17 protein-coding genes and 1 tRNA gene are annotated in these 17,805 nt (G+C 72.8%); 11 read left to right on the top strand and 7 right to left on the bottom strand.

From position 1 onward, the window contains the following. The first annotated feature begins 410 nt into the window (after positions 1 to 410). From DBP14_RS16320 to DBP14_RS16295, 6 genes are all read left to right on the top strand, one after another. Positions 411 to 494, top strand: a tRNA-Leu gene (locus DBP14_RS16320). A gap of 207 nt (positions 495 to 701) precedes the next feature. Further along, positions 702 to 1,454 carry an rRNA methyltransferase gene (locus DBP14_RS16315; RefSeq protein WP_129307927.1) on the top strand — a complete coding sequence of 251 codons (753 nt, stop codon included), beginning with the start codon at positions 702 to 704 and terminating at the stop codon, positions 1,452 to 1,454. Between the two features lie 202 nt (positions 1,455 to 1,656). Further along, positions 1,657 to 2,493, top strand: coding sequence for a TrmH family RNA methyltransferase (locus tag DBP14_RS16310; protein WP_241740941.1), 837 nt, complete (start codon positions 1,657 to 1,659; stop codon positions 2,491 to 2,493). Positions 2,494 to 2,641: 148 nt separating this feature from the next. Then, positions 2,642 to 4,084, top strand: a complete 1,443-nt coding sequence (locus DBP14_RS16305) for a DUF2252 domain-containing protein (protein WP_241741246.1) — start codon at positions 2,642 to 2,644, stop codon at positions 4,082 to 4,084. Between the two features lie 340 nt (positions 4,085 to 4,424). After that, positions 4,425 to 5,237: a hypothetical protein gene (locus DBP14_RS16300; protein ID WP_129307925.1), complete on the top strand. Its 813-nt coding sequence runs from the start codon at positions 4,425 to 4,427 to the stop codon at positions 5,235 to 5,237. 49 nt (positions 5,238 to 5,286) lie between these two features. Next, positions 5,287 to 5,616, top strand: coding sequence for a rhodanese-like domain-containing protein (locus tag DBP14_RS16295; protein WP_129311904.1), 330 nt, complete (start codon positions 5,287 to 5,289; stop codon positions 5,614 to 5,616). 36 nt (positions 5,617 to 5,652) lie between these two features. Here DBP14_RS16295 and DBP14_RS16290 read toward each other — a convergent pair whose 3' ends face one another. From DBP14_RS16290 to paaA, 6 genes are all read right to left on the bottom strand, one after another. Further along, positions 5,653 to 6,786 carry an acyl-CoA dehydrogenase family protein gene (locus DBP14_RS16290; RefSeq protein WP_129307924.1) on the bottom strand — a complete coding sequence of 378 codons (1,134 nt, stop codon included), beginning with the start codon at positions 6,784 to 6,786 and terminating at the stop codon, positions 5,653 to 5,655. A gap of 106 nt (positions 6,787 to 6,892) precedes the next feature. Further along, complete coding sequence (locus DBP14_RS16285) at positions 6,893 to 7,954, bottom strand: 2Fe-2S iron-sulfur cluster-binding protein (protein ID WP_129307923.1); 1,062 nt, start codon at positions 7,952 to 7,954, stop codon at positions 6,893 to 6,895. After that, entirely contained in the window at positions 7,954 to 8,496 is a 543-nt protein-coding gene (paaD, locus tag DBP14_RS16280) for a 1,2-phenylacetyl-CoA epoxidase subunit PaaD (protein ID WP_129307922.1), read from the bottom strand. The genes DBP14_RS16285 and paaD overlap by 1 nt, the downstream gene beginning before the upstream one ends. Further along, positions 8,490 to 9,218 (bottom strand): 1,2-phenylacetyl-CoA epoxidase subunit PaaC, encoded by a 729-nt coding sequence (gene paaC, locus DBP14_RS16275; RefSeq protein WP_129307921.1) that lies wholly within the window; start codon positions 9,216 to 9,218, stop codon positions 8,490 to 8,492. Before paaC ends, paaD begins: the two co-directional genes overlap by 7 nt. Then, complete coding sequence (paaB, locus tag DBP14_RS16270; protein ID WP_094218582.1) at positions 9,215 to 9,502, bottom strand: 1,2-phenylacetyl-CoA epoxidase subunit PaaB; 288 nt, start codon at positions 9,500 to 9,502, stop codon at positions 9,215 to 9,217. Before paaB ends, paaC begins: the two co-directional genes overlap by 4 nt. Then, positions 9,499 to 10,518: a 1,2-phenylacetyl-CoA epoxidase subunit PaaA gene (gene paaA / locus DBP14_RS16265; RefSeq protein WP_129307920.1), complete on the bottom strand. Its 1,020-nt coding sequence runs from the start codon at positions 10,516 to 10,518 to the stop codon at positions 9,499 to 9,501. The genes paaB and paaA overlap by 4 nt, the downstream gene beginning before the upstream one ends. A 370-nt stretch (positions 10,519 to 10,888) precedes the next feature. Between paaA and DBP14_RS16260 the strand changes: the two genes are divergently transcribed. The 3 genes from DBP14_RS16260 to DBP14_RS16250 are packed head-to-tail and all read left to right on the top strand — an operon-like array spanning position 10,889 to position 13,805. Further along, positions 10,889 to 11,845: a DUF5819 family protein gene (locus tag DBP14_RS16260; protein ID WP_129307919.1), complete on the top strand. Its 957-nt coding sequence runs from the start codon at positions 10,889 to 10,891 to the stop codon at positions 11,843 to 11,845. Further along, on the top strand, positions 11,842 to 13,059 hold the full coding sequence (locus DBP14_RS16255; RefSeq protein ID WP_129307918.1) for an HTTM domain-containing protein: 1,218 nt from the start codon (positions 11,842 to 11,844) through the stop codon (positions 13,057 to 13,059). Before DBP14_RS16260 ends, DBP14_RS16255 begins: the two co-directional genes overlap by 4 nt. After that, complete coding sequence (locus DBP14_RS16250) at positions 13,056 to 13,805, top strand: TrmH family RNA methyltransferase (RefSeq protein WP_129307917.1); 750 nt, start codon at positions 13,056 to 13,058, stop codon at positions 13,803 to 13,805. Before DBP14_RS16255 ends, DBP14_RS16250 begins: the two co-directional genes overlap by 4 nt. A 48-nt stretch (positions 13,806 to 13,853) precedes the next feature. Here DBP14_RS16250 and paaN read toward each other — a convergent pair whose 3' ends face one another. Next, positions 13,854 to 15,545, bottom strand: a complete 1,692-nt coding sequence (gene paaN / locus DBP14_RS16245) for a phenylacetic acid degradation protein PaaN (protein ID WP_129307916.1) — start codon at positions 15,543 to 15,545, stop codon at positions 13,854 to 13,856. A gap of 160 nt (positions 15,546 to 15,705) precedes the next feature. Between paaN and DBP14_RS16240 the strand changes: the two genes are divergently transcribed. After that, positions 15,706 to 17,220: a 3-hydroxyacyl-CoA dehydrogenase gene (locus tag DBP14_RS16240; protein ID WP_129307915.1), complete on the top strand. Its 1,515-nt coding sequence runs from the start codon at positions 15,706 to 15,708 to the stop codon at positions 17,218 to 17,220. Then, on the top strand, positions 17,217 to 17,804 hold the full coding sequence (locus tag DBP14_RS16235) for a TetR/AcrR family transcriptional regulator (protein ID WP_129307914.1): 588 nt from the start codon (positions 17,217 to 17,219) through the stop codon (positions 17,802 to 17,804). The genes DBP14_RS16240 and DBP14_RS16235 overlap by 4 nt, the downstream gene beginning before the upstream one ends. The last annotated feature ends 1 nt before the right edge of the window (position 17,805 follow it).

Genomic DNA, 17,805 nt, shown 5'->3' with positions numbered 1-17,805 from the left:
TCTGCCTTGCTTCTGTCCTGCTCCCGCCGTGCTTCCGCTGTGCGGGGGTCTCGCTCACTGATCGTATCTACGTGCCCGGCAATCAGCCGGTTCCCCCAGCGGCTCCCCCTCGAACTCCTTCTCCTTGTGTGAAGGATCGTAGAGGCGGGCGAACTCCAGTGTCCCGCACCCGGCTGTGCACCCGGCCCGCCTCCTGGACAGATGCCCGGGACCGGTACGAGGTTGATACGTGAACCTCGTCTCCTTGGTACGAAGCGGCGGCGGAGGGGGCCCTGAGGTGCGGCGGGGGCGCCGGCCGGCCCGCGGGGCGGCCCGGGAAACGGATGTGAATCCACCCCGTACGGCGTGCTAATGTTCTGGATGTCGGAAGGGGCGCCCCGCAAGGGAGAGGCCCGGAAGACACACCCAATGCGCGGGTGGCGGAATAGGCAGACGCGCTGGATTCAGGTTCCAGTGCCCGCAAGGGCGTGGGGGTTCAACTCCCCCCTCGCGCACATCGACGGCAACGGGCGGATCGTTACTACGATCCGCCCGTTCCGCTATGTCCAGACTTGTGTGGTCTGCGCGGGTTCCGGTGTGACGAGGTTCTCAGGCGGCCGTACCGGGCTGCGGTGCCGCGAGGGTGGGGCGAGGGTGGGCGTACCGCCATCCATCGGGACCGGTGCGAGGGTGGGCGTACCGCCGTACATGGGGAGTGAGACGTGACCTCGTACCGTCACGCCGTGGAGCGGGCCGACAGTTCCGATCTGGCCTGCGGTGTCGTGCTGCACTCCGCGCCGGGTTACCCCGCCTTCCCGGTACGGCTGGCGACCGAGCTGTTCCTGCGGGCCAGGGCCCGGATCGCCGGCGAGGGACCGGTGACACTGTGGGACCCCTGCTGCGGCAGCGGCTACCTGCTGACCGTGCTGGGGCTGGTGCAGCGCCGTTCGCTACGGCGGGTGATCGCCTCCGACGCCGATCCGGCGCCCCTGGAACTCGCGGCCAAGAACCTCGCCCTGCTCACCCCGGAGGGGCTGAGCGCGCGCGAGCGGGAGCGCCGGGAACAGAGCGAGCGATTCGCCAAGCCCGCGTACTTGGAGGCGGCCGGCGCGGCGGGCCGGCTGCGGGAGCGGCTGCTCGCGGAGGGCGGGGCGCTGCCGGTCACCACCGGCACGGCCGACGTCTTCGACCCGCGCGCGCTGGGCGCCGCCCTCGCCGGGGCGGCGCCGGACGTGGTGCTGACGGACCTGCCCTACGGGGAGCGGACGCACTGGACGGGCAGCGTGCCCGAGCAGCCGGTGACCGGCCTGCTGGGCTCGCTGGCGTCGGTGCTGCCCGAGCACGCGGTGATCGCCGTCACCGACCGCAGCCGCAAGATCCCGGTGGCTCCGGTACGCACGCTGGAACGGCTGAAGATCGGGACGCGATCGGCGGTGCTGGTCCGGGCGGCGGACGTGCGGGAAGCGCTGGGGTGAGCCGGGCCGCGGGGGTGCGGGAAGCGCTGGGCCGAGCCGGGCCGCGAGGGGTGCGTGAGGGCCCGGGGTGGTGATCACCCCGGTGGTATGTTGCCCCGGCCGGTGGGACACCGGTGTGTGTACGGCAGGCCCGTATCGCAGTGGTGCCGGTGTGTGTACGGCAGAGAGGACGCCCGTGGCTACCCCGCCCCCGACTCTTCGGGTGAGCACGCGCAACGCCCGCTTCCAGCAGTGGGAGGCGCTCCTCGGCAACCGGGCGAAGCGGCAGCGGGCGGGCGAGTTCGTCGTCCAGGGAGTCCGCCCCGTCACCCTCGCGCTGGACAACGGCTGGCCGCTGCACGCCGTCGTGTACGCCGGTGACCGTGCCCTGTCGCAGTGGGCCGAGGACACCCTGAAGCGGGTCGACCGCGCGGTGCAGCGGGTCAAGATGGACTCCGCCCTGCTGCACGAGCTGGGCGGCAAGGACGAGTCCACCCCGGAACTCCTGGTCATCGCCGAGATCCCGCCGGACGACCTCGACCGCCTCGCGCCGCAGGAGGACTTCCTGGGCCTGGTGTTCGACCGCCCGACCACGCCCGGCAACATCGGCTCACTGCTGCGCTCGGCCGACGCCTTCGGCGCCTCCGGGCTGATCGTCTGCGGTCACGCCGCCGACGTCTACGACCCTAAGTCGGTGCGCGCCAGCACCGGTTCGCTGTTCGCCGTGCCCGCGGTCCGGGTGCCGGCCCCACGCACGGTCCAGGACTGGGTGACGGGCCTGCGCGCGGGCGGGGCCGCGCCGCGCATCCTCGGCACGGACGAGCACGGCAGCCGGGACATCACCGAGGTCGACCTGACGGGCCCGGTGCTCCTGGTGATCGGCAACGAGACGTCCGGGATGAGCGCGGCCTGGCGCGAGCTGTGCGACGAGACGGTGCGCATCCCCATCGGCGGCGCAGCCAGCTCCCTCAACGCGGCCAACGCCGGCACCGTCGCCCTCTACGAGGCGGCCCGGCAACGGGGCTTCGCGCGCGTACGGAACCGGGACCGGGACCGGTGAGGTTTTCCACAATCGCTGAGTTGTCCACAGGCGGCTGACGGGTCCGGGTCACCGGCTGTACGGTCGGCACGAGTTGATGTTCACGCCGGTGCGCGGGCCGGTGTTCGTGCTGGGGGAGGCGGTCGGGGTGACCGGGACCGGTGTGCGGATGACGGAAACAGCGGAGCAGGCGGGTCCGGCGGAGAGTCCAGAGGACGGCGTGGTGGCCGCCAGGCTGCCCCGGGCGCGCGGCTTCGCCCAGTGGCCGGCGCCGGGTTCGCCGAAGCGGGAGGGCAAGGCGCTGCGGTCGAGCGTGCCGCGGAGCGCGCATGGCACGTTCGAGGCGGACGGCTCCCGCCCGGACCCGGTGCGTGCCGTGGAGGAGTCCAACGCCGACCGCATCCCGGAGCTGACACCGATACGGGTGGGCCGGATGGCGGCCACCCCGTTCGCGTTCCTGCGCGGCTCGGCCGGCCTCATGGCGTACGACCTGGCGCGTACCCCCGTCACCGGCATCGGCGCCCAGATCTGCGGCGACGCGCACGCGGCCAACTTCGGCCTGTACGGCGACGCGCGCGGCGGTCTGGTCATCGACCTCAACGACTTCGACGAGACGGTGCACGGTCCTTGGGAGTGGGACCTGAAGCGGCTCGCCGCCTCCCTGGTGCTGGCCGGCCGTGAGGCGGGCGCCGACGAGGACGTGTGCCGCGCGGCCGCCCACGACGCGGTCGGCGCCTACCGGCGCACCATGCGGCTGCTGGCCAGGCTGCCGGTCCTGGACGCCTGGAACGCCATCGCGGACGAGGCACTCGTCTCCCACGCCGACGCCCACGATCTGCTCGGCACCCTGGAGCGGGTCTCCGAGAAGGCGCGGGCCAACACCAGCGGCCGGTTCGCGGCCAAGTCGACCGAGGCCGCGGAGGACGGCGGGCGCCGCTTCGTCGACGCGCCGCCGGTGCTGCGCCGGGTCCCGGACGCGGAGGCCGCCGCGGTGGCCGCGTCCCTGGAGTCGTACGTGACGACGCTGTCCGAGGACCGGCACCCGCTGCTCGCCCGGCACGCGGTGCACGACGTGGCCTTCCGGGTCGTCGGCACGGGCAGCGTGGGCGCCCGCTCGTACGTCGTGCTGCTGCTGGACCACCGCGGCGAACCCCTGGTCCTCCAGGTCAAGGAGGCCCGCCCCTCGGCGCTGGTGCCGCATCTGGCCCCGGCCGGGTTCGCGGCGCCGCCGGTGGAGCACGAGGGACGCCGGGTGGTCCTCGGCCAGAAGCGGATGCAGGTGGTCAGCGATATTTTGCTGGGCTGGACCACGGTCGAGGGCAGGCCCTTCCAGGTTCGCCAGTTCCGCAACCGCAAGGGCAGCGTCGACCCGGCCGCGCTCGCCGCCGACCAGATCGACGACTACGGCCGCATGACCGGCGCCCTCCTGGCCCGCGCCCACAGCCACAGCGCCGACCCCCGCGCCATCGCCGGCTACTGCGGCAAGAACGAGGAACTCGACGAGGCCGTCTCCGCCTTCGCCCTCACCTACGCCGACACCACAGAACGCGACCACACCGCCCTGACGACGGCCATCAGAACGGGCCGCATCGCAGCGGAACAGGGTGTCTGAACAATCCAACGTGCACGACCCGAGTGGCGGCACCGAAACCCACCCAGGAGCGCGGGACTGTGTCGATGTGCGGCTCCGCCGCGCGGGCGCGACATGCGGGTGCCGCAACGCAGCATGCGGCACGGCGGCCCACCCAGGGGCGCGGGACTGTGTCGATGTGCGGCTCCGCCGCGCGGGCGCGACATGCGGGTGCCGCGACACAGCATGCGGCACCGAAACCCACCCAGGGGCGCGGGGAACTGCGCGAGAAACCACAACGCACCCGCACCCGGCATCGATTCCACACCCCCATCACGCACCCCACCCGGCCCGAGACCAGCACAGCGATACTCTGGGCCGCGTGACCTCCCCCGAACCCGCTCAGTCCCCGCCGCCGCGCCCCGAGGAACGGCTCGAGCGGGCCGTACGGGCCGCCGAGCAGGCCTTGATCGAGTACGAGATCGCCGTGGAGACCTTCCGCGTCGAGGTCGAGAACTTCTCCCGGCTGCACGAACAGCGCCTCGGCCCCCTCTACGCCCGCCTGGAGGAGCTCGACGCCCGGATCGCCGAGGCGAAGGCCGCCCGCACCGGGGACCCGGAGGACATCCGCCGCGCCGAGGAGGCCCGCGCGCAGGTCACGCCCATCCCCGGCGTGGAAGAGCTGCTGCACGGCTGGATGGACGGCCACGGCCTGTTCCCGGAGGCCACCGCCATGCTCACCGACCAGGAGGTACGGCCCCCCGAGCGGGTGCGCCCCAGCGAGGAGGCCCGCAAGCTCTACCGCGAGCTGGCCCGCAAGGCGCACCCCGACCTCGCCCAGGAGGAACCGGAGCGGGAGCGCCGGGAGGAGTTCATCACGCGGGTGAACGCCGCCTACGCCCGCGGTGACGAGGCCCTGTTGAAGGAGCTGGCCGAGGAGTGGGCGGCGGGCCCGGTGCCGCCCGAGCGGCGCCCGAGTCCCAGCGAGGAGCTGTACGCCCGCCTCGAATGGCTCGCCCAGCGCAAGGAACTGCTCTCCCTGGTCGCCCGCGAACTGGAGGAGGGCGCCATCGCCGGCATGCTGCGCCTCGCCCCGGACGACCCCGACGGCCTCCTGGAGGAGATCGCCGGCAAGCTCCGCGACGACATCGCCGCGCGCGAGACCGAGCTTGCCGCGCTGCTGGACGGGGAATGAGGCGCGGCGCTCTTCGGGTAGCGTCGGGGGCATGAGTTTCGGAGCTGGTGTGCCCACGGTCGAGGTCGGCGACCTCAAGGACGGCGACTTCCTGCTGGACGTCCGCGAGGACGACGAGTGGCAGGCGGGCCACGCCCAGGGGGCACTGCACATCCCGATCAGCGAGTTCGTGGCCCGCTACGGCGAGCTGACCGAGGCCGCCCCGCAGGACGGCCGCGTCCATGTGATCTGCCGTTCCGGCGGCCGCTCGGCCCAGGTCACCATGTACCTGGCCCAGCAGGGCATCGACGCGGTGAACGTCGACGGCGGCATGCAGAACTGGCAGGCCGCGGGCCGACCGGTCGTCACCCCCGACGGCAAGCCCGGCCACGTCCTGTAGGTCCCCGCACCGCCGGAACCCGGCCCCGCCGGCCCGTCAGCTGAGCGGGTGCGCCGCCAGCAGGTCTCCGAGGGCCTCCTCGTACGCCGCCGCCGGGCCGAGAGACAGTTCCAGGTGCTTGGCCCAGGCGTGGTACCGGTGCAGCGGGTAGTCGGTGTCCGCGCCGAACCCGCCGTGCAGGTGCTGCGCCGTCTGGACGACCCGGCGCACACCGTCCGCCGCCCAGATCTTCGCCACCGCCACGTCTCCGGACACGGGCAGCGCCCCCGGCGCCCCGGAGGCGATCCGCCAGGCCGCCTGCCAGAGGGTGGCCTCCATGGCGCGCAGGTCGATGTACCGGTCGGCGGCCTGCACGGCGACCGCCTGGAACGTCGCGAGCGGATACCCGAACTGCTCCCGCTTGCTGGTGTATTCGCTGGTCATGCGCAGCACCTGTTCACCCAGCCCGAGCGCCAGCGCGCAGGTGCCGGTGGCCAGCAGCGCGTGCAGCCACTCCCAGGCGCCGTCCGTCTCGATGACGTCGGCCGCGTCCAGCCGCACCACCCGCAGCCGCAGTTCCGCCAGCCGCTCCCCGGTGGTGGAGATCTGCTCGGCGAGCACCACGCCGTCCTGCTCGCGCGGCACCAGCGCCAGCACGGTCCGGTCGCCGCCGGTGTGCGCCGGTACGACGACGAGGTCCGCGTCGTAGGCCCACGGCACCGCCGTCTGCACGCCCTCCAGCAGCCAGCCCGTCCCGTCGCGGCGCGCGGTCACGGCGAGCCCGGCCGGGTCGTGCCCGCTGCGGCCACTGCCGGCCACGGTCAGCACGACCTCGCCGCGCCCGGCCCGGGACAGCAGCCGCTCCCTCAGCTCCTTCGTCCCGTGGGTCTGGACGAGCGCTGCTGCCGCGTTGTGCTCCAGCAGCGGGACCCGGGCCAGTACCCGCGCGGACTCGCGCAGCACCAGACACAGCGCTACGGCGTCCAGCCCGGCCCCGCCGTACCCCTCGTCGAGCAGCAGGCCCAGCAGGTCCGCGCCGCCGATCCGGCGCCACAGCTCCTGGTCGAAGCCTTCGGCCACGGCGCCGGTGGTGAGCGCCGGGCTCGGCACCGCGTCCGGCGCCACCCCGGCGAACACCCCCTGTGCCGCCTCGGCCGCCGCCCGCTGCTCCTCGCTGAAGGTGAAGTCCACGGCCTGTCCTCCCGGCGCTTCGGGTTACCTGACGGGGCGTCAAGATAGAACAGGTTCTAGGAGAAGGGAACGGCAGGGCACGGAAGGGAAGGAAGCCGGGGCGGCTCTAGCGGTCGAAGTCCAGCTCCACCTTCTCCGTCACCGCGTGCGACTGGCAGGCCAGGACGTACCCCGCCTCGGTCTCCTCCGCCTCCAGAGCGAAGTTGCGGTCCATGCGCACCTCGCCCGACACCAGGAAGGCCCGGCAGGTGCCGCACACGCCGCCCTTGCAGGCGTAGGGCGCGTCGGGGCGGTTGCGCAGCACCGTCTCCAGCAGCGATTCGCCGTCCCGCACCGGCCAGGTGCCGCCGCGTCCGTCGAGGCGGGCGGTGACGGTGCTGTCGGCCGGCGCCGGAGCGGCCTCGGCCGGGACCGCGCTGTCCACGTGGAAGATCTCCTGGTGGATGCGGGACTTCTCCACGCCCAGCCCGCGCAGCGCCTTCTCCGCGCCCTCCACGAGCCCGAACGGCCCGCACAGGAACCAGCCCGCCACCTGATCCACCGGCAGCAGCGCGGGCAGCAGCTCCGCGAGCCGCTCCCGGTCGAGCCGCCCGGACGGCAGGCCGGCCTGCTGCTCCTCGCGGGAGAGCACGGTCACCAGCTGCAGCCGCTCGGGGTAGCGGTCCTTGAGGTCGGCGACCTCCTCCAGGAACATCGTCGAGGCCGCCGTACGGTCGCCGCGTATCAGGCAGAACCGAGCCCGCGGCTCGCGTGCCAGGAGGGTGGAGACGATCGACAGCACCGGCGTGATGCCGCTGCCGCCGACGACCGCCGCGTACAGCCCCGGTGCCGGGTCGAGGGTGAATCGGCCGGCCGGGGTCATCACCTCGATCTCGTCCCCGAGGTTCACTTCCTTGAGCGCGTACGTCGAGAAGGCGCCGCCCTCGACCAGCCGCACTCCGACCCGCAGGGTGCTCGGCCCGTCGCCGCCGGGGGCCGGGGCGGGGGAGCAGATCGAGTAGGTGCGGCGGATCTCCGTGCCGTCCGTCCGGCGGCGCAGGGCGAGGTGCTGGCCGGGCGCGTGCCGGAACTCCTCGCGCAGCTCCGCCGGGACGGTGAAGGTGAGGGCGACGGAGTCGTCGGTGAGCCGGTCGACCGCGGCCACCGGGAGCGGGTGGAAGCGCGCCATCACAACTCCTTGAAGTGGTCGAACGGTTCGCGGCAGGCCAGACAGCGGCGCAGCGCCTTGCACGCGGTGGAGGAGAACCGGCTGAGCAGTTCGGTGTCGTCAGACCCGCAGTGCGGGCAGCGGACCGGCTCGGGGACGACCGGGTCGGTGTCCGCTTCCCACGTCCGGGTGGGACCGAGGGCGAGGGCGACGGGCCCGGCGTCCCGGTGAACGCGGGGCGGCGCTATGCCGAACTCCTTGAGCTTCCGGCGGCCTTCGGGGGAGATGTCGTCCGTGGACCAGGCGGGCGCGAGCACCGTGCGGACGGTGACCTCCCGCATCCCGTGTGCGTGCAGCACCCGCTCGATGTCCAGGCTCATCGCCTCGATGGCGGGGCAGCCGGTGTAGGTCGGGGTGAGATCGACCTCGACGGTGTCGGCACCGCTGACGTGCACCGCGCGCAGGACGCCCAGTTCGCGGAGCGTGAGCACGGGCAGTTCGGGGTCGGGCACCGAACCGGCCAGCTCCAGCAGCTCCGCCTCCAGGGCGGTGGCCGTCACCATGTCGCACCCGGGTGGCTGCGGTGCAGGTGCTGCATCTCGGCGAGCATCCGCCCGAAGGACTCGGTGTGCAGGCCCTGCCGTCCGGCGCCCGCGGACCAGGCCCCGGTGCGCGGGCCCTCGGGCACGGTCAGGGTGGACCGGCCGAGCACGCCGGTGACGGACTCCAGCCAGCGGTCCGCCATGCCCGGCCAGTCGGCGTCCAGGCCGTCCACCGGCTGGAACATCTCTCCGGTGAACCGCCACAGCGCGTCGCACGCCCGCTGCATCCGCTCGTGGCTCTCGTCGGTGCCGTCGCCGAGGCGCAGGGTCCACTGCTCGGCGTGGTCGCGGTGGTAGGCGACCTCCTTGACGGCCTTCGCGGCCAGCGGTGCGAACGGGCCGTCACCGGCGGCGAGTTCGGCGTACAGCAGGTGCTGGTAGGTGGAGAAGTACAGCTGGCGGGCGATGGTGTGGGCGAAGTCGCCGTTGGGCTGTTCGGCCAGCTGGAGGTTGCGGAAGTCCCGCTCCTCGCGCAGGTACGCCAGCTGGTCCTCGTCGCCTGCCATGGAGAGCAGCACCCGGGCCTGGCCGAGCAGGTCGAGCGCGATGTTGGCGAGGGCGACCTCCTCCTCCAGCGCGGGGGCGTGTCCGGCCCACTCCCCCAGACGGTGGGAGAGCACCAGGGCGTCGTCACCGAGGGCCAGCGCGGCGGCGGTGGTGGTGGCGGGGACGGTGGCGGTCACAGGTGCTTCACCCCTTCCGGGATCTCGTAGAACGTCGGGTGCCGGTACGGCTTGTCGGCGGCCGGCTCGAAGAAGGGGTCCTTCTCGTCGGGCGAGGACGCGGTGATCGCGGCGGCGGGGACGACCCAGATCGAGACGCCCTCGCCACGCCGGGTGTACAGGTCACGGGCGTTGCGCAGGGCCAGCTCCGCGTCCGGCGCGTGCAGGCTGCCGGCGTGGGTGTGGGAGAGGCCGCGCCGGGAGCGCACGAAGACCTCCCACAGGGGCCAGTCGGTGTTGGTCATGCTCGTGTCGCTCCCGTCCCACCGGCGGTCCCGGCGTGCTTGGCCGCGTGTGCCGCGGCCGCTTCCCGTACCCACGCGCCCTCGTCGTGCGCGCGCCTGCGCTGAGTGATCCGCTGCTCGTTGCACGGGCCGTTGCCCTTGAGGACCTCCCAGAACTCCGTCCAGTCGATCGTCCCGAAGTCGTGCTGCCCGCGCTCCTCGTTCCACTTCAGGTCCGGGTCGGGGAGGGTGAGGCCCAGGGACTCGGCCTGCGGGACGCAGATGTCGACGAAGCGCTGGCGCAGCTCGTCGTTGGAGTGGCGCTTGATCTTCCACTCCATGGACTGCGCGGAGTGCTGCGACTCGTCGTCCGGCGGGCCGAACATCATCAGCGAGGGCCACCACCAGCGGTCGACCGCGTCCTGGGCCATCGCGTGCTGTTCGGGGGTGCCGTTGCTCAGGGCCAGCAGCAGCTCGTACCCCTGGCGCTGGTGGAAGGACTCCTCCTTGCAGATCCGCACCATGGCCCGCGCGTAGGGGCCGTAGGAGCAGCGGCACAGCGGCACCTGGTTGGTGATCGCCGCGCCGTCCACCAGCCACCCGATCGCGCCGACGTCGGCCCAGGTCAGGGTGGGGTAGTTGAAGATGGAGGAGTACTTCTGGCGGCCGCTGTGCAGCTTGTCGAGCAGCTCCTCGCGGCCGGTGCCGAGGGTTTCGGCGGCGCTGTACAGGTACAGGCCGTGGCCGGCCTCGTCCTGCACCTTGGCCATCAGGATCGCCTTGCGCCTGAGGGAGGGCGCGCGGGTGATCCAGTTGGCCTCCGGCTGCATGCCGATGATCTCGGAGTGGGCGTGCTGGGCGATCTGCCGGACCAGGGTGGCGCGGTAGGCGTCGGGCATCCAGTCCCGCGGTTCGATGCGTTCGTCGGCGGCCACGGCCGCGTCGAAGGCGCGCTGGTACTCCGCCGTCCCGCCGGCGGTGTCCGGTGCGCCGTCCGGTTCCGTGCGGGCCGTGCGCTGCGCGGCTGCTGTGGCCATGCGATCCCCCTGACCTGGGCTCTCGTCGATCACTGTCCCGACCGATCGTTCGGTTCGTGCGATTCCATGGTGGGCCGGGCCGCCACGAGGTGTCAACCGCTGTGGAAAACCCGCGGCAGGGGCTGTGGACAAGCGTCTCGCCGCCGCGCCGGGGCCGGCTGGCGCCGTATGGCCTTGTGAGGTCGCGGTGAAGGGTGTGGGTGGACGACGTGGCGTCGGACACGGTCGGGGATCGGGCGGGGTCCCGGGGCTGCGCTCGGCGGGCCCGGCTGAGTACCGTTCCGTGCGAGCGCCGCCGACGGGCGCTCGCGACCACGCGGCGCCCGGTCCGGGCGGCCGCGGCAGCAGCCGAGACGGGGGACAGGGCGGAATGGACGCGTACGACGAGGACTCGCGGGCCCCGCACGGGCCGGACGAGCCGGCCGAGGCGCCCTCCGGTTCCGGTTCCCCTCCCCCGGGGGCCGGTTCCGAGGGGTCCTCGTGCTCCCTGCCTCCGGGGTCCGGTTCCGAGATGTCCTCCGGTCCCCTCCCCCCGGACCCCGGACCCGAGGCGTCCTCGGCAGCGCCGCTCCCGGACCGCGGCGTACCGGACCTCGGAGTACCGGAGGCCAGGGTGCCTGAGCCCGTTGCGCCTGAGCCCGTTGCGCCGGAGCCCGGTGCTCCGGAGGCCGTCACCCCCCGTACCGGTGTGGCCGCCCTCTCCCGCCGTTACCAGGTCGTCGCCGCGCTCGCCCTAGCGGTCGTGGCCGTCGCCGCCTGCGCGCATCTGGCGATGGTGTTTCTGAGCGTCGCGCCCGCGAACACCGTGTCGAAGGCGCACGGGAAGGCCATCGACGAATGGGTCTTCCCCGAGTTCGAGCAGAACTGGAAGCTGTTCGCGCCCAACCCGCTGCAGCAGAACATCGACGTCCAGGTGCGCGCACAGGTGCGGACCAAGGACGGCGGGGTGAGCACCACCGGCTGGTACGACCTGTCCGCGCAGGACGGCGCGAAGATCGACGGCAATCCGCTTCCCAGCCACACCCAGCAGAACGAGCTGCGGCGGGCCTGGGACTTCCTGGTCAGCACGCACAGCACCGACAACAAACCGGTGGGCCTGCGTGGCTCGCTCTCGGAGCAGTACGTGCGCCGGATCGTCGTCATGCGGCTGTGCGGGGTGGACGCGATCAAGAAGGAGGGCGTCATCGAGCGCGTCCAGGTCCGCTCCAGCACCACCAACGTGGCTCCGCCGGACTGGAGCGGCGAGCGGATCTCCACCAGCCCCGTCTACCGGGTGCTCTCCTGGTGGACGGTGCCCGCCGACGAGGCCGCCGGAGGTGTGCGGTGAACAGCGTCTCCCTGTCCTTGTCGCGCGGCATCGCCCGGGTCACCGGGTCGGCCCTCGGGCCGTACCAGACCGCCGTGGTCCGCATCGGGTTCGCCGGGACCTGGCTGCTCTTCCTGCTGCGCGAGTTCCCCCACCGGCAGGAGCTGTACGGACCCGACAGCCCGTGGAGCCCCGCGCTCGCCGGGCGGCTGACCGAGGACAACCACGCCTTCACGGCCCTGCTCTGGTACGACGGGCAGGCCTGGTTCCAGTGTTTCTACCTGCTGGCGATCCTCGCGAGCGTCCTGCTGCTGCTCGGCTGGCGCACCCGCACCGCCTCCGTGCTGTTCATGGTCGGTGTGCTCTCGCTGCAGAACCGCAGCGTCTTCGTCGGCGACGGCGGTGACAACGTCCTGCACATCATGTCCCTCTATCTGGTTTTCACGCGCTGCGGTCAGGTGTGGTCCCTCGACGCGCGCCGGGAGGCCCGTGCGCGGGCGGCACGCGCGCGTGGGGAACGGGTTCCCGCCGACCGGGTGGGTCCGGTGCTGTGGGCGGTTCTCGGCCTGGCGCTCGGCGTGGTGACCCTGACCGGCCGGCTGGGCCAGGGCCGGCTGGTGCCGGTGCTGATGTGGACGGTCTGGGTGGTCCTCGCCCTGTGGTGGGCCGTGCGGCGCCGGCCGGGCGCGCGGGAGCCCAAGGTGCTGCTCGACGTGATCGCCGACGTCGTGCACAACGGCGCCCTGCTGGTGATCATGACGGAGGCCTGCCTGATCTACGCCACCGCCGGCTGGTACAAGATCCAGGGCTCGCGCTGGCAGGACGGCACCGCCGTCTACTACCCGCTCCACCTGGACTACTTCTCCCCCTGGCCGGGTCTCGCGGACCTGATGTCCAGCAGCGGCACCATGGTCATGCTGGTGACCTACGGGACGGTCCTGGTGCAGGTCGCCTTCCCGTTCACGCTGTTCAACCGGCGGGTCAAGAACGTCCTTCTGGTGCTGATGATGACCGAGCACGCCGTGATCGCGGTCGTCCTCGGGCTGCCCTTCTTCTCGCTGGCGATGATCGCGGCCGACTCCGTCTTCCTGCCGACGTCCTTCCTGAAGAAGGCGGGCGAACGGGCGGTACGCGCGTGCGGGCGGTTCGGCAGGTCCGGGCCGCCCTCGTCCGCGGTGCCGGCACCCCGCGTCTCGGAGGAGGACGAGCCCAGCCGCGTAGGCTTCACCGCATGACCGACCCCGTGAGCCGCTGGCGCGAGCGCGCCGGCGGAGCCGTGCTGCTCGACGGCTTCCACGCCCTCAAGCACGCGCTGCGTTTCGGCGCCGAGGTCCCGGTGGCGGTCACCACCGACCGGCGGGCCACGCTCGCCCTCGCCGGCGAACTGGCGCCGGACCTCACTCGGGCGCTGGACGCGCTGCTCACCGAGGTGTCGCTGACGACGTACGCCTCCCTCGTCCCGCGCCCGCACCCGACCGGCGTGGCCGCGCTCGCCGAACGGCCGTCCCGGGAGGGCCATCTGCGGACGCTGGCGCGCCTGCCGCGCACCGCGCCCGTCGTCGTCCTGGACGAGCCGCGCAACCTGGGCAACGCCGGGGCGGTGATCCGGCTGGCCGCCGGCTTCGGGGCGACCGGTGTGGTCACCACCGGCACGCTGGACCCCTGGCACTCCACCGTGGTGCGCGGCGGGGCCGGGCTGCACTTCGCCACCGCCGTGGAGCGGCTCGCCGTCGACGAGCTGCCGCCGGGCCCGCTGTTCGCCCTGGACCCGGAGGGCGAGGACATCCGGGGTGTGAAGCTGCCCGACGACGCCCTCCTGGCGTTCGGCTCCGAGCGCAGCGGCCTGTCGGCCGGGCTGCGCGCGCGTGCCGACCAGCTGCTGGCGCTGCCCATGCGCCCCCAGGTCTCCAGCTACAACCTCGCCACCAGCGTGGCGATGACGCTGTACCACTGGAGCACGGGGGCGCACACCGCTCCGTAAGGGGCGCGCACACGCGCGCCCCTCGGAGGACTCACGCCCTCGGTGGCCTCACGCCTCCCGGCGGACCTCGACGACCCGGAAGCGGTTCGCCACGAAGGCGCCGTCGCACAGGGCCGCGTTCGCCGCCGGGTTGCCGCCCGAGCCGTGGAAGTCGGAGAAGGCGGCGGTCTGGTTCACGTACACCCCGCCGGTCAGGTTGAGCGAGAGCTGGGCGGCCTCCTCCAGGCACACCTCCTGGACGGTCTGCTCGACCTCGGCGTCGCTGGTGTACGCCCCGACCGTCATGGCGCCCTTCTCACGGACCGTGCGGCGCAGCAGCTCGACCGCGTCATCGACCGAGTCGACGGCGACGGCGAAGGAGACCGGGCCGAAGCACTCGCTCATGTAGGCGGCCTCGTCGTCGGGCTTGGCCCCGTCCAGCTTGACCAGGACGGGCGTGCGCACGACGGCGTCCGGGAACTCCGGGTTGGCGATCTCGCGGGAGGCGAGGGCGACCTCGCCGAGCCCGGCCGCCGCCTCCAGTCGGGACGTCACGTCCGGGTTGACGATGGCGCCCAGCAGGGCGTTGGCGCGGGCGTCGTCGCCGAGCAGGCCGTCGACCGCGCGGGCGATGTCCGCGGTCACCTCGTCGAAGGTCTTGGGGCCCTCGTCGGTGCGGATGCCGTCGCGCGGGATGAGCAGGTTCTGCGGGGTGGTGCACATCTGGCCGCTGTAGAGGGACAGCGAGAACGCCAGGTTGGAGAGCATCCCCTTGTAGGCGTTCGTGGACTCCACGATCACCGTGTTGACGCCGGCCTTCTCGGTGTAGACCTGCGCCTGGCGGGCGTTGGCCTCCAGCCAGTCGCCGAAGGACGTCGAACCCGTGTAGTCGATGATCCTGATCTCGGGGCGGGTGGCGAGCGTCTTGGCGATGCCCTCGCCGGGGCGCTCGGCGACCAGCGCGACCAGGTTCGGGTCGAAGCCGGCCTCGGTCAGCACCTGCCGGGCGACCTGCACGGTGAGCGCGAGCGGCAGCACCGCGCGCGGGTGGGGCTTGACCAGGACCGCGTTGCCGGTGGCCAGCGAGGCGAACAGGCCCGGGTAGCCGTTCCAGGTGGGGAAGGTGTTGCAGCCGATGACCAGGCCGATGCCGCGCGGGACGGGCGTGAACTGCTTGGTCAGGGCCAGCGGGTCGCGCTTGCCCTGCGGCTTGGTCCACTCCGCCGCGTCGGGCGTGCGCACCTGCTCCACGTACGCGTACGCGACCGCTTCCAGGCCGCGGTCCTGGGCGTGCGGGCCGCCCGCCTGGAACGCCATCATGAAGGCCTGGCCGCTGGTGTGCATGACCGCGTGCGCGAACTCGTGCGTCCGGTCGCTGATCCGCTTGAGGATCTCCAGGCAGACCACGGCGCGGGTCTCGGCGCCCGCGTCCCGCCAGGCGCGCTGCCCGGCCTTCATGGCGGGCAGCAGCACGTCCAGGTCGGCGTGCGGGTAGCTGACGTCCAGGTCGATGCCGTACGGGGAGCGCTCGCCGCCCACCCAGTCGTCCGTGCCGGGCTGGCCGAGGTCGAGGCGGGTGCCCAGCAGGGCGTCGAAGGCTGCCTTGCCGGCCGCCGCGTCCAGGCTGCCGTTCTCGCCGTACGCCTTGGGGTGCTCGGGGTGCGGGGACCAGTACGCGCGCGTGCGGATCGCTTCCAGGGCCTGGTCGAGTGTGGGCCGGTGCTTGGCGATCAGCTCGTGCGCGGTCAGTTCGGCGGCCATGCGGGACCAACTCCTCGTCTGAAGAACTCTTCGTCGAGTTCACGACCTGCGCGGAAACAGAGGCAGGAACAGGCGGACAGGGCTAGAGTAACCGAACGATCGGTCGGTACAAGGGGGTCCGCCGCATCTGTGGAAAACCCCGTGCGGGAGGATCGCGCACATGACAGCTCCTGACCTCAGCAGCCCCGTGGCCGTCGTCGGCACCGGCACCATGGGCCAGGGCATCGCCCAGGTCGCGCTGGTCGCCGGCCATCCGGTGCGGCTCTACGACGCCGTCCCCGGGCGGGCCCGCCAGGCGGCCGACGCCATCGGCGCCCGCCTGGACCGGCTCGTGGCCAAGGACCGGCTCACCGGCGCCGACCGGGACGCGGCCCGCGCCCGTCTCACGCCCGCGGACAGCCTCGCCGAACTGGCGGACTGCACGCTGGTCGTCGAGGCCGTCCTGGAGCGCCTGGACGTCAAACAGCAGCTCTTCCGCGAGCTGGAGGAGATCGTCTCCGACGACTGCCTGCTCGCCACCAACACCTCCTCGCTGTCGGTCACGGCGATCGGCGGCGCCTTGCGCAACCCCGGCCGCTTCGTCGGCCTGCACTTCTTCAACCCGGCCCCGCTCCTGCCGCTGGTCGAGGTCGTCTCCGGGTTCGCCACCGACGTCACGTCGGCCACGCGCGCGTACGAGATGGCCCGCACCTGGGGCAAGACCCCGGTGGCCTGCGCGGACACCCCCGGCTTCATCGTCAACCGCATCGCCCGGCCCTTCTACGCCGAGGCGTTCGCCGTGTACGAGGCCCAGGGCGCCGACCCGGCCACCATCGACGCCGTCCTGCGCGAGTGCGGCGGCTTCAGGATGGGCGCGTTCGAGCTGACCGACCTCATCGGTCAGGACGTCAACGAGTCCGTCACCCACTCGGTGTGGCAGTCCTTCTTCCAGGACGTCCGCTTCACGCCCTCCCTCGCCCAGCGCCGGCTCGTCGAGTCCGGCCGGCTCGGCCGCAAGTCCGGGCACGGCTGGTACGACTACGCGGACGGAGCCGAGCGGCCCGAACCGCACACCGCCGACAAGGAGCAGCCCCCCGCCTACGTGGTCGCCGAGGGCACCCTGGAGCCCGCCGGCGAGCTGCTCACGCTGATCCGCGAGGCCGGCATCCAGGTCCGTGCGGACGACGAGGACCACGGCACCCGTCTGGTGCTGCCCAGCGGCGGCCAGCTGGTCCTCGCCGACGGCCAGACCTCCGTGGAGTTCCGGGACGTCGTCTACTTCGACCTCGCCTTCGACTACCGCAAGGCCACCCGTGTCGCCCTGTCCGCCTCCCAGGACACCTCTCCGCAGACCCTCGCCGAGGCCGTCGGGCTCTTCCAGGCGCTCGGCAAGGACGTCAGCGTGATCGGGGACGTCCCCGGCATGATCGTCGCCCGCACGGTCGCCCGGATCATCGACCTCGCGCACGACGCCGTCGCCAAGGGCGTCGCCACCGAGGAGGACATCGACACCGCGATGCGGCTCGGCGTCAACTACCCGCTCGGCCCCTTCGAGTGGAGCCGCTCGCTCGGCCGCGGCTGGGCCTGCGGGGTGCTGGACGAGCTGCACGAGCGCGACCCCTCCGGCCGCTACGCGCCCTCCCTGGCGCTGTACCGGCACGCCTACGCCTCCGAGAAGCGGGAGGGCACCTCATGACCACGGCCCGGCGGGACACCTACACCCCGGAGACGCTGCTCACGGTCGCCGTCCGGGTCTTCAACGAGCGCGGCTACGACGGCACCTCCATGGAGCACCTGTCCAAGGCGGCCGGCATCTCCAAGTCGTCGATCTACCACCACGTCAGCGGCAAGGAGGAGCTGCTGCGCCGCGCCGTCAGCCGGGCGCTCGACGGCCTCTTCGGGATCCTCGGCGAGGAGCACGCGCGCGTGGGGCGCCCCGCGGACCGGCTGGAATACGTCGTCCGCCGCATGGTCGAGGTGCTCATAACCGAGCTGCCCTATGTGACGCTGCTGCTGCGCGTGCGGGGCAACACCGACACCGAGCGGTGGGCGCTGGAGCGGCGCCGCGACTTCGACCACCGGGTCGCCGAGCTGCTGAGCGCGGCGGCCGCCGAGGGTGACGTGCGCGCCGACGTGGAGGTGCGGCTGGCCACCCGGCTGGTCTTCGGAATGGTCAACTCCATCGTGGAGTGGTACCGCCCGGACACGCGGGGCGCCGACGAGCGCGAGGTGGCCGACGCGGTCGTACGGCTGGTGTTCTCGGGCCTGCGGCGGGACTGAG

Origin of the sequence: Streptomyces sp. L2 (assembly GCF_004124325.1) — a bacterium.
Taxonomy (GTDB): Bacteria; Actinomycetota; Actinomycetes; order Streptomycetales; family Streptomycetaceae; genus Streptomyces.
Note: the sequence above shows the minus strand (reverse complement) of the source record. Positions and strands in the feature narration are given on the sequence as shown.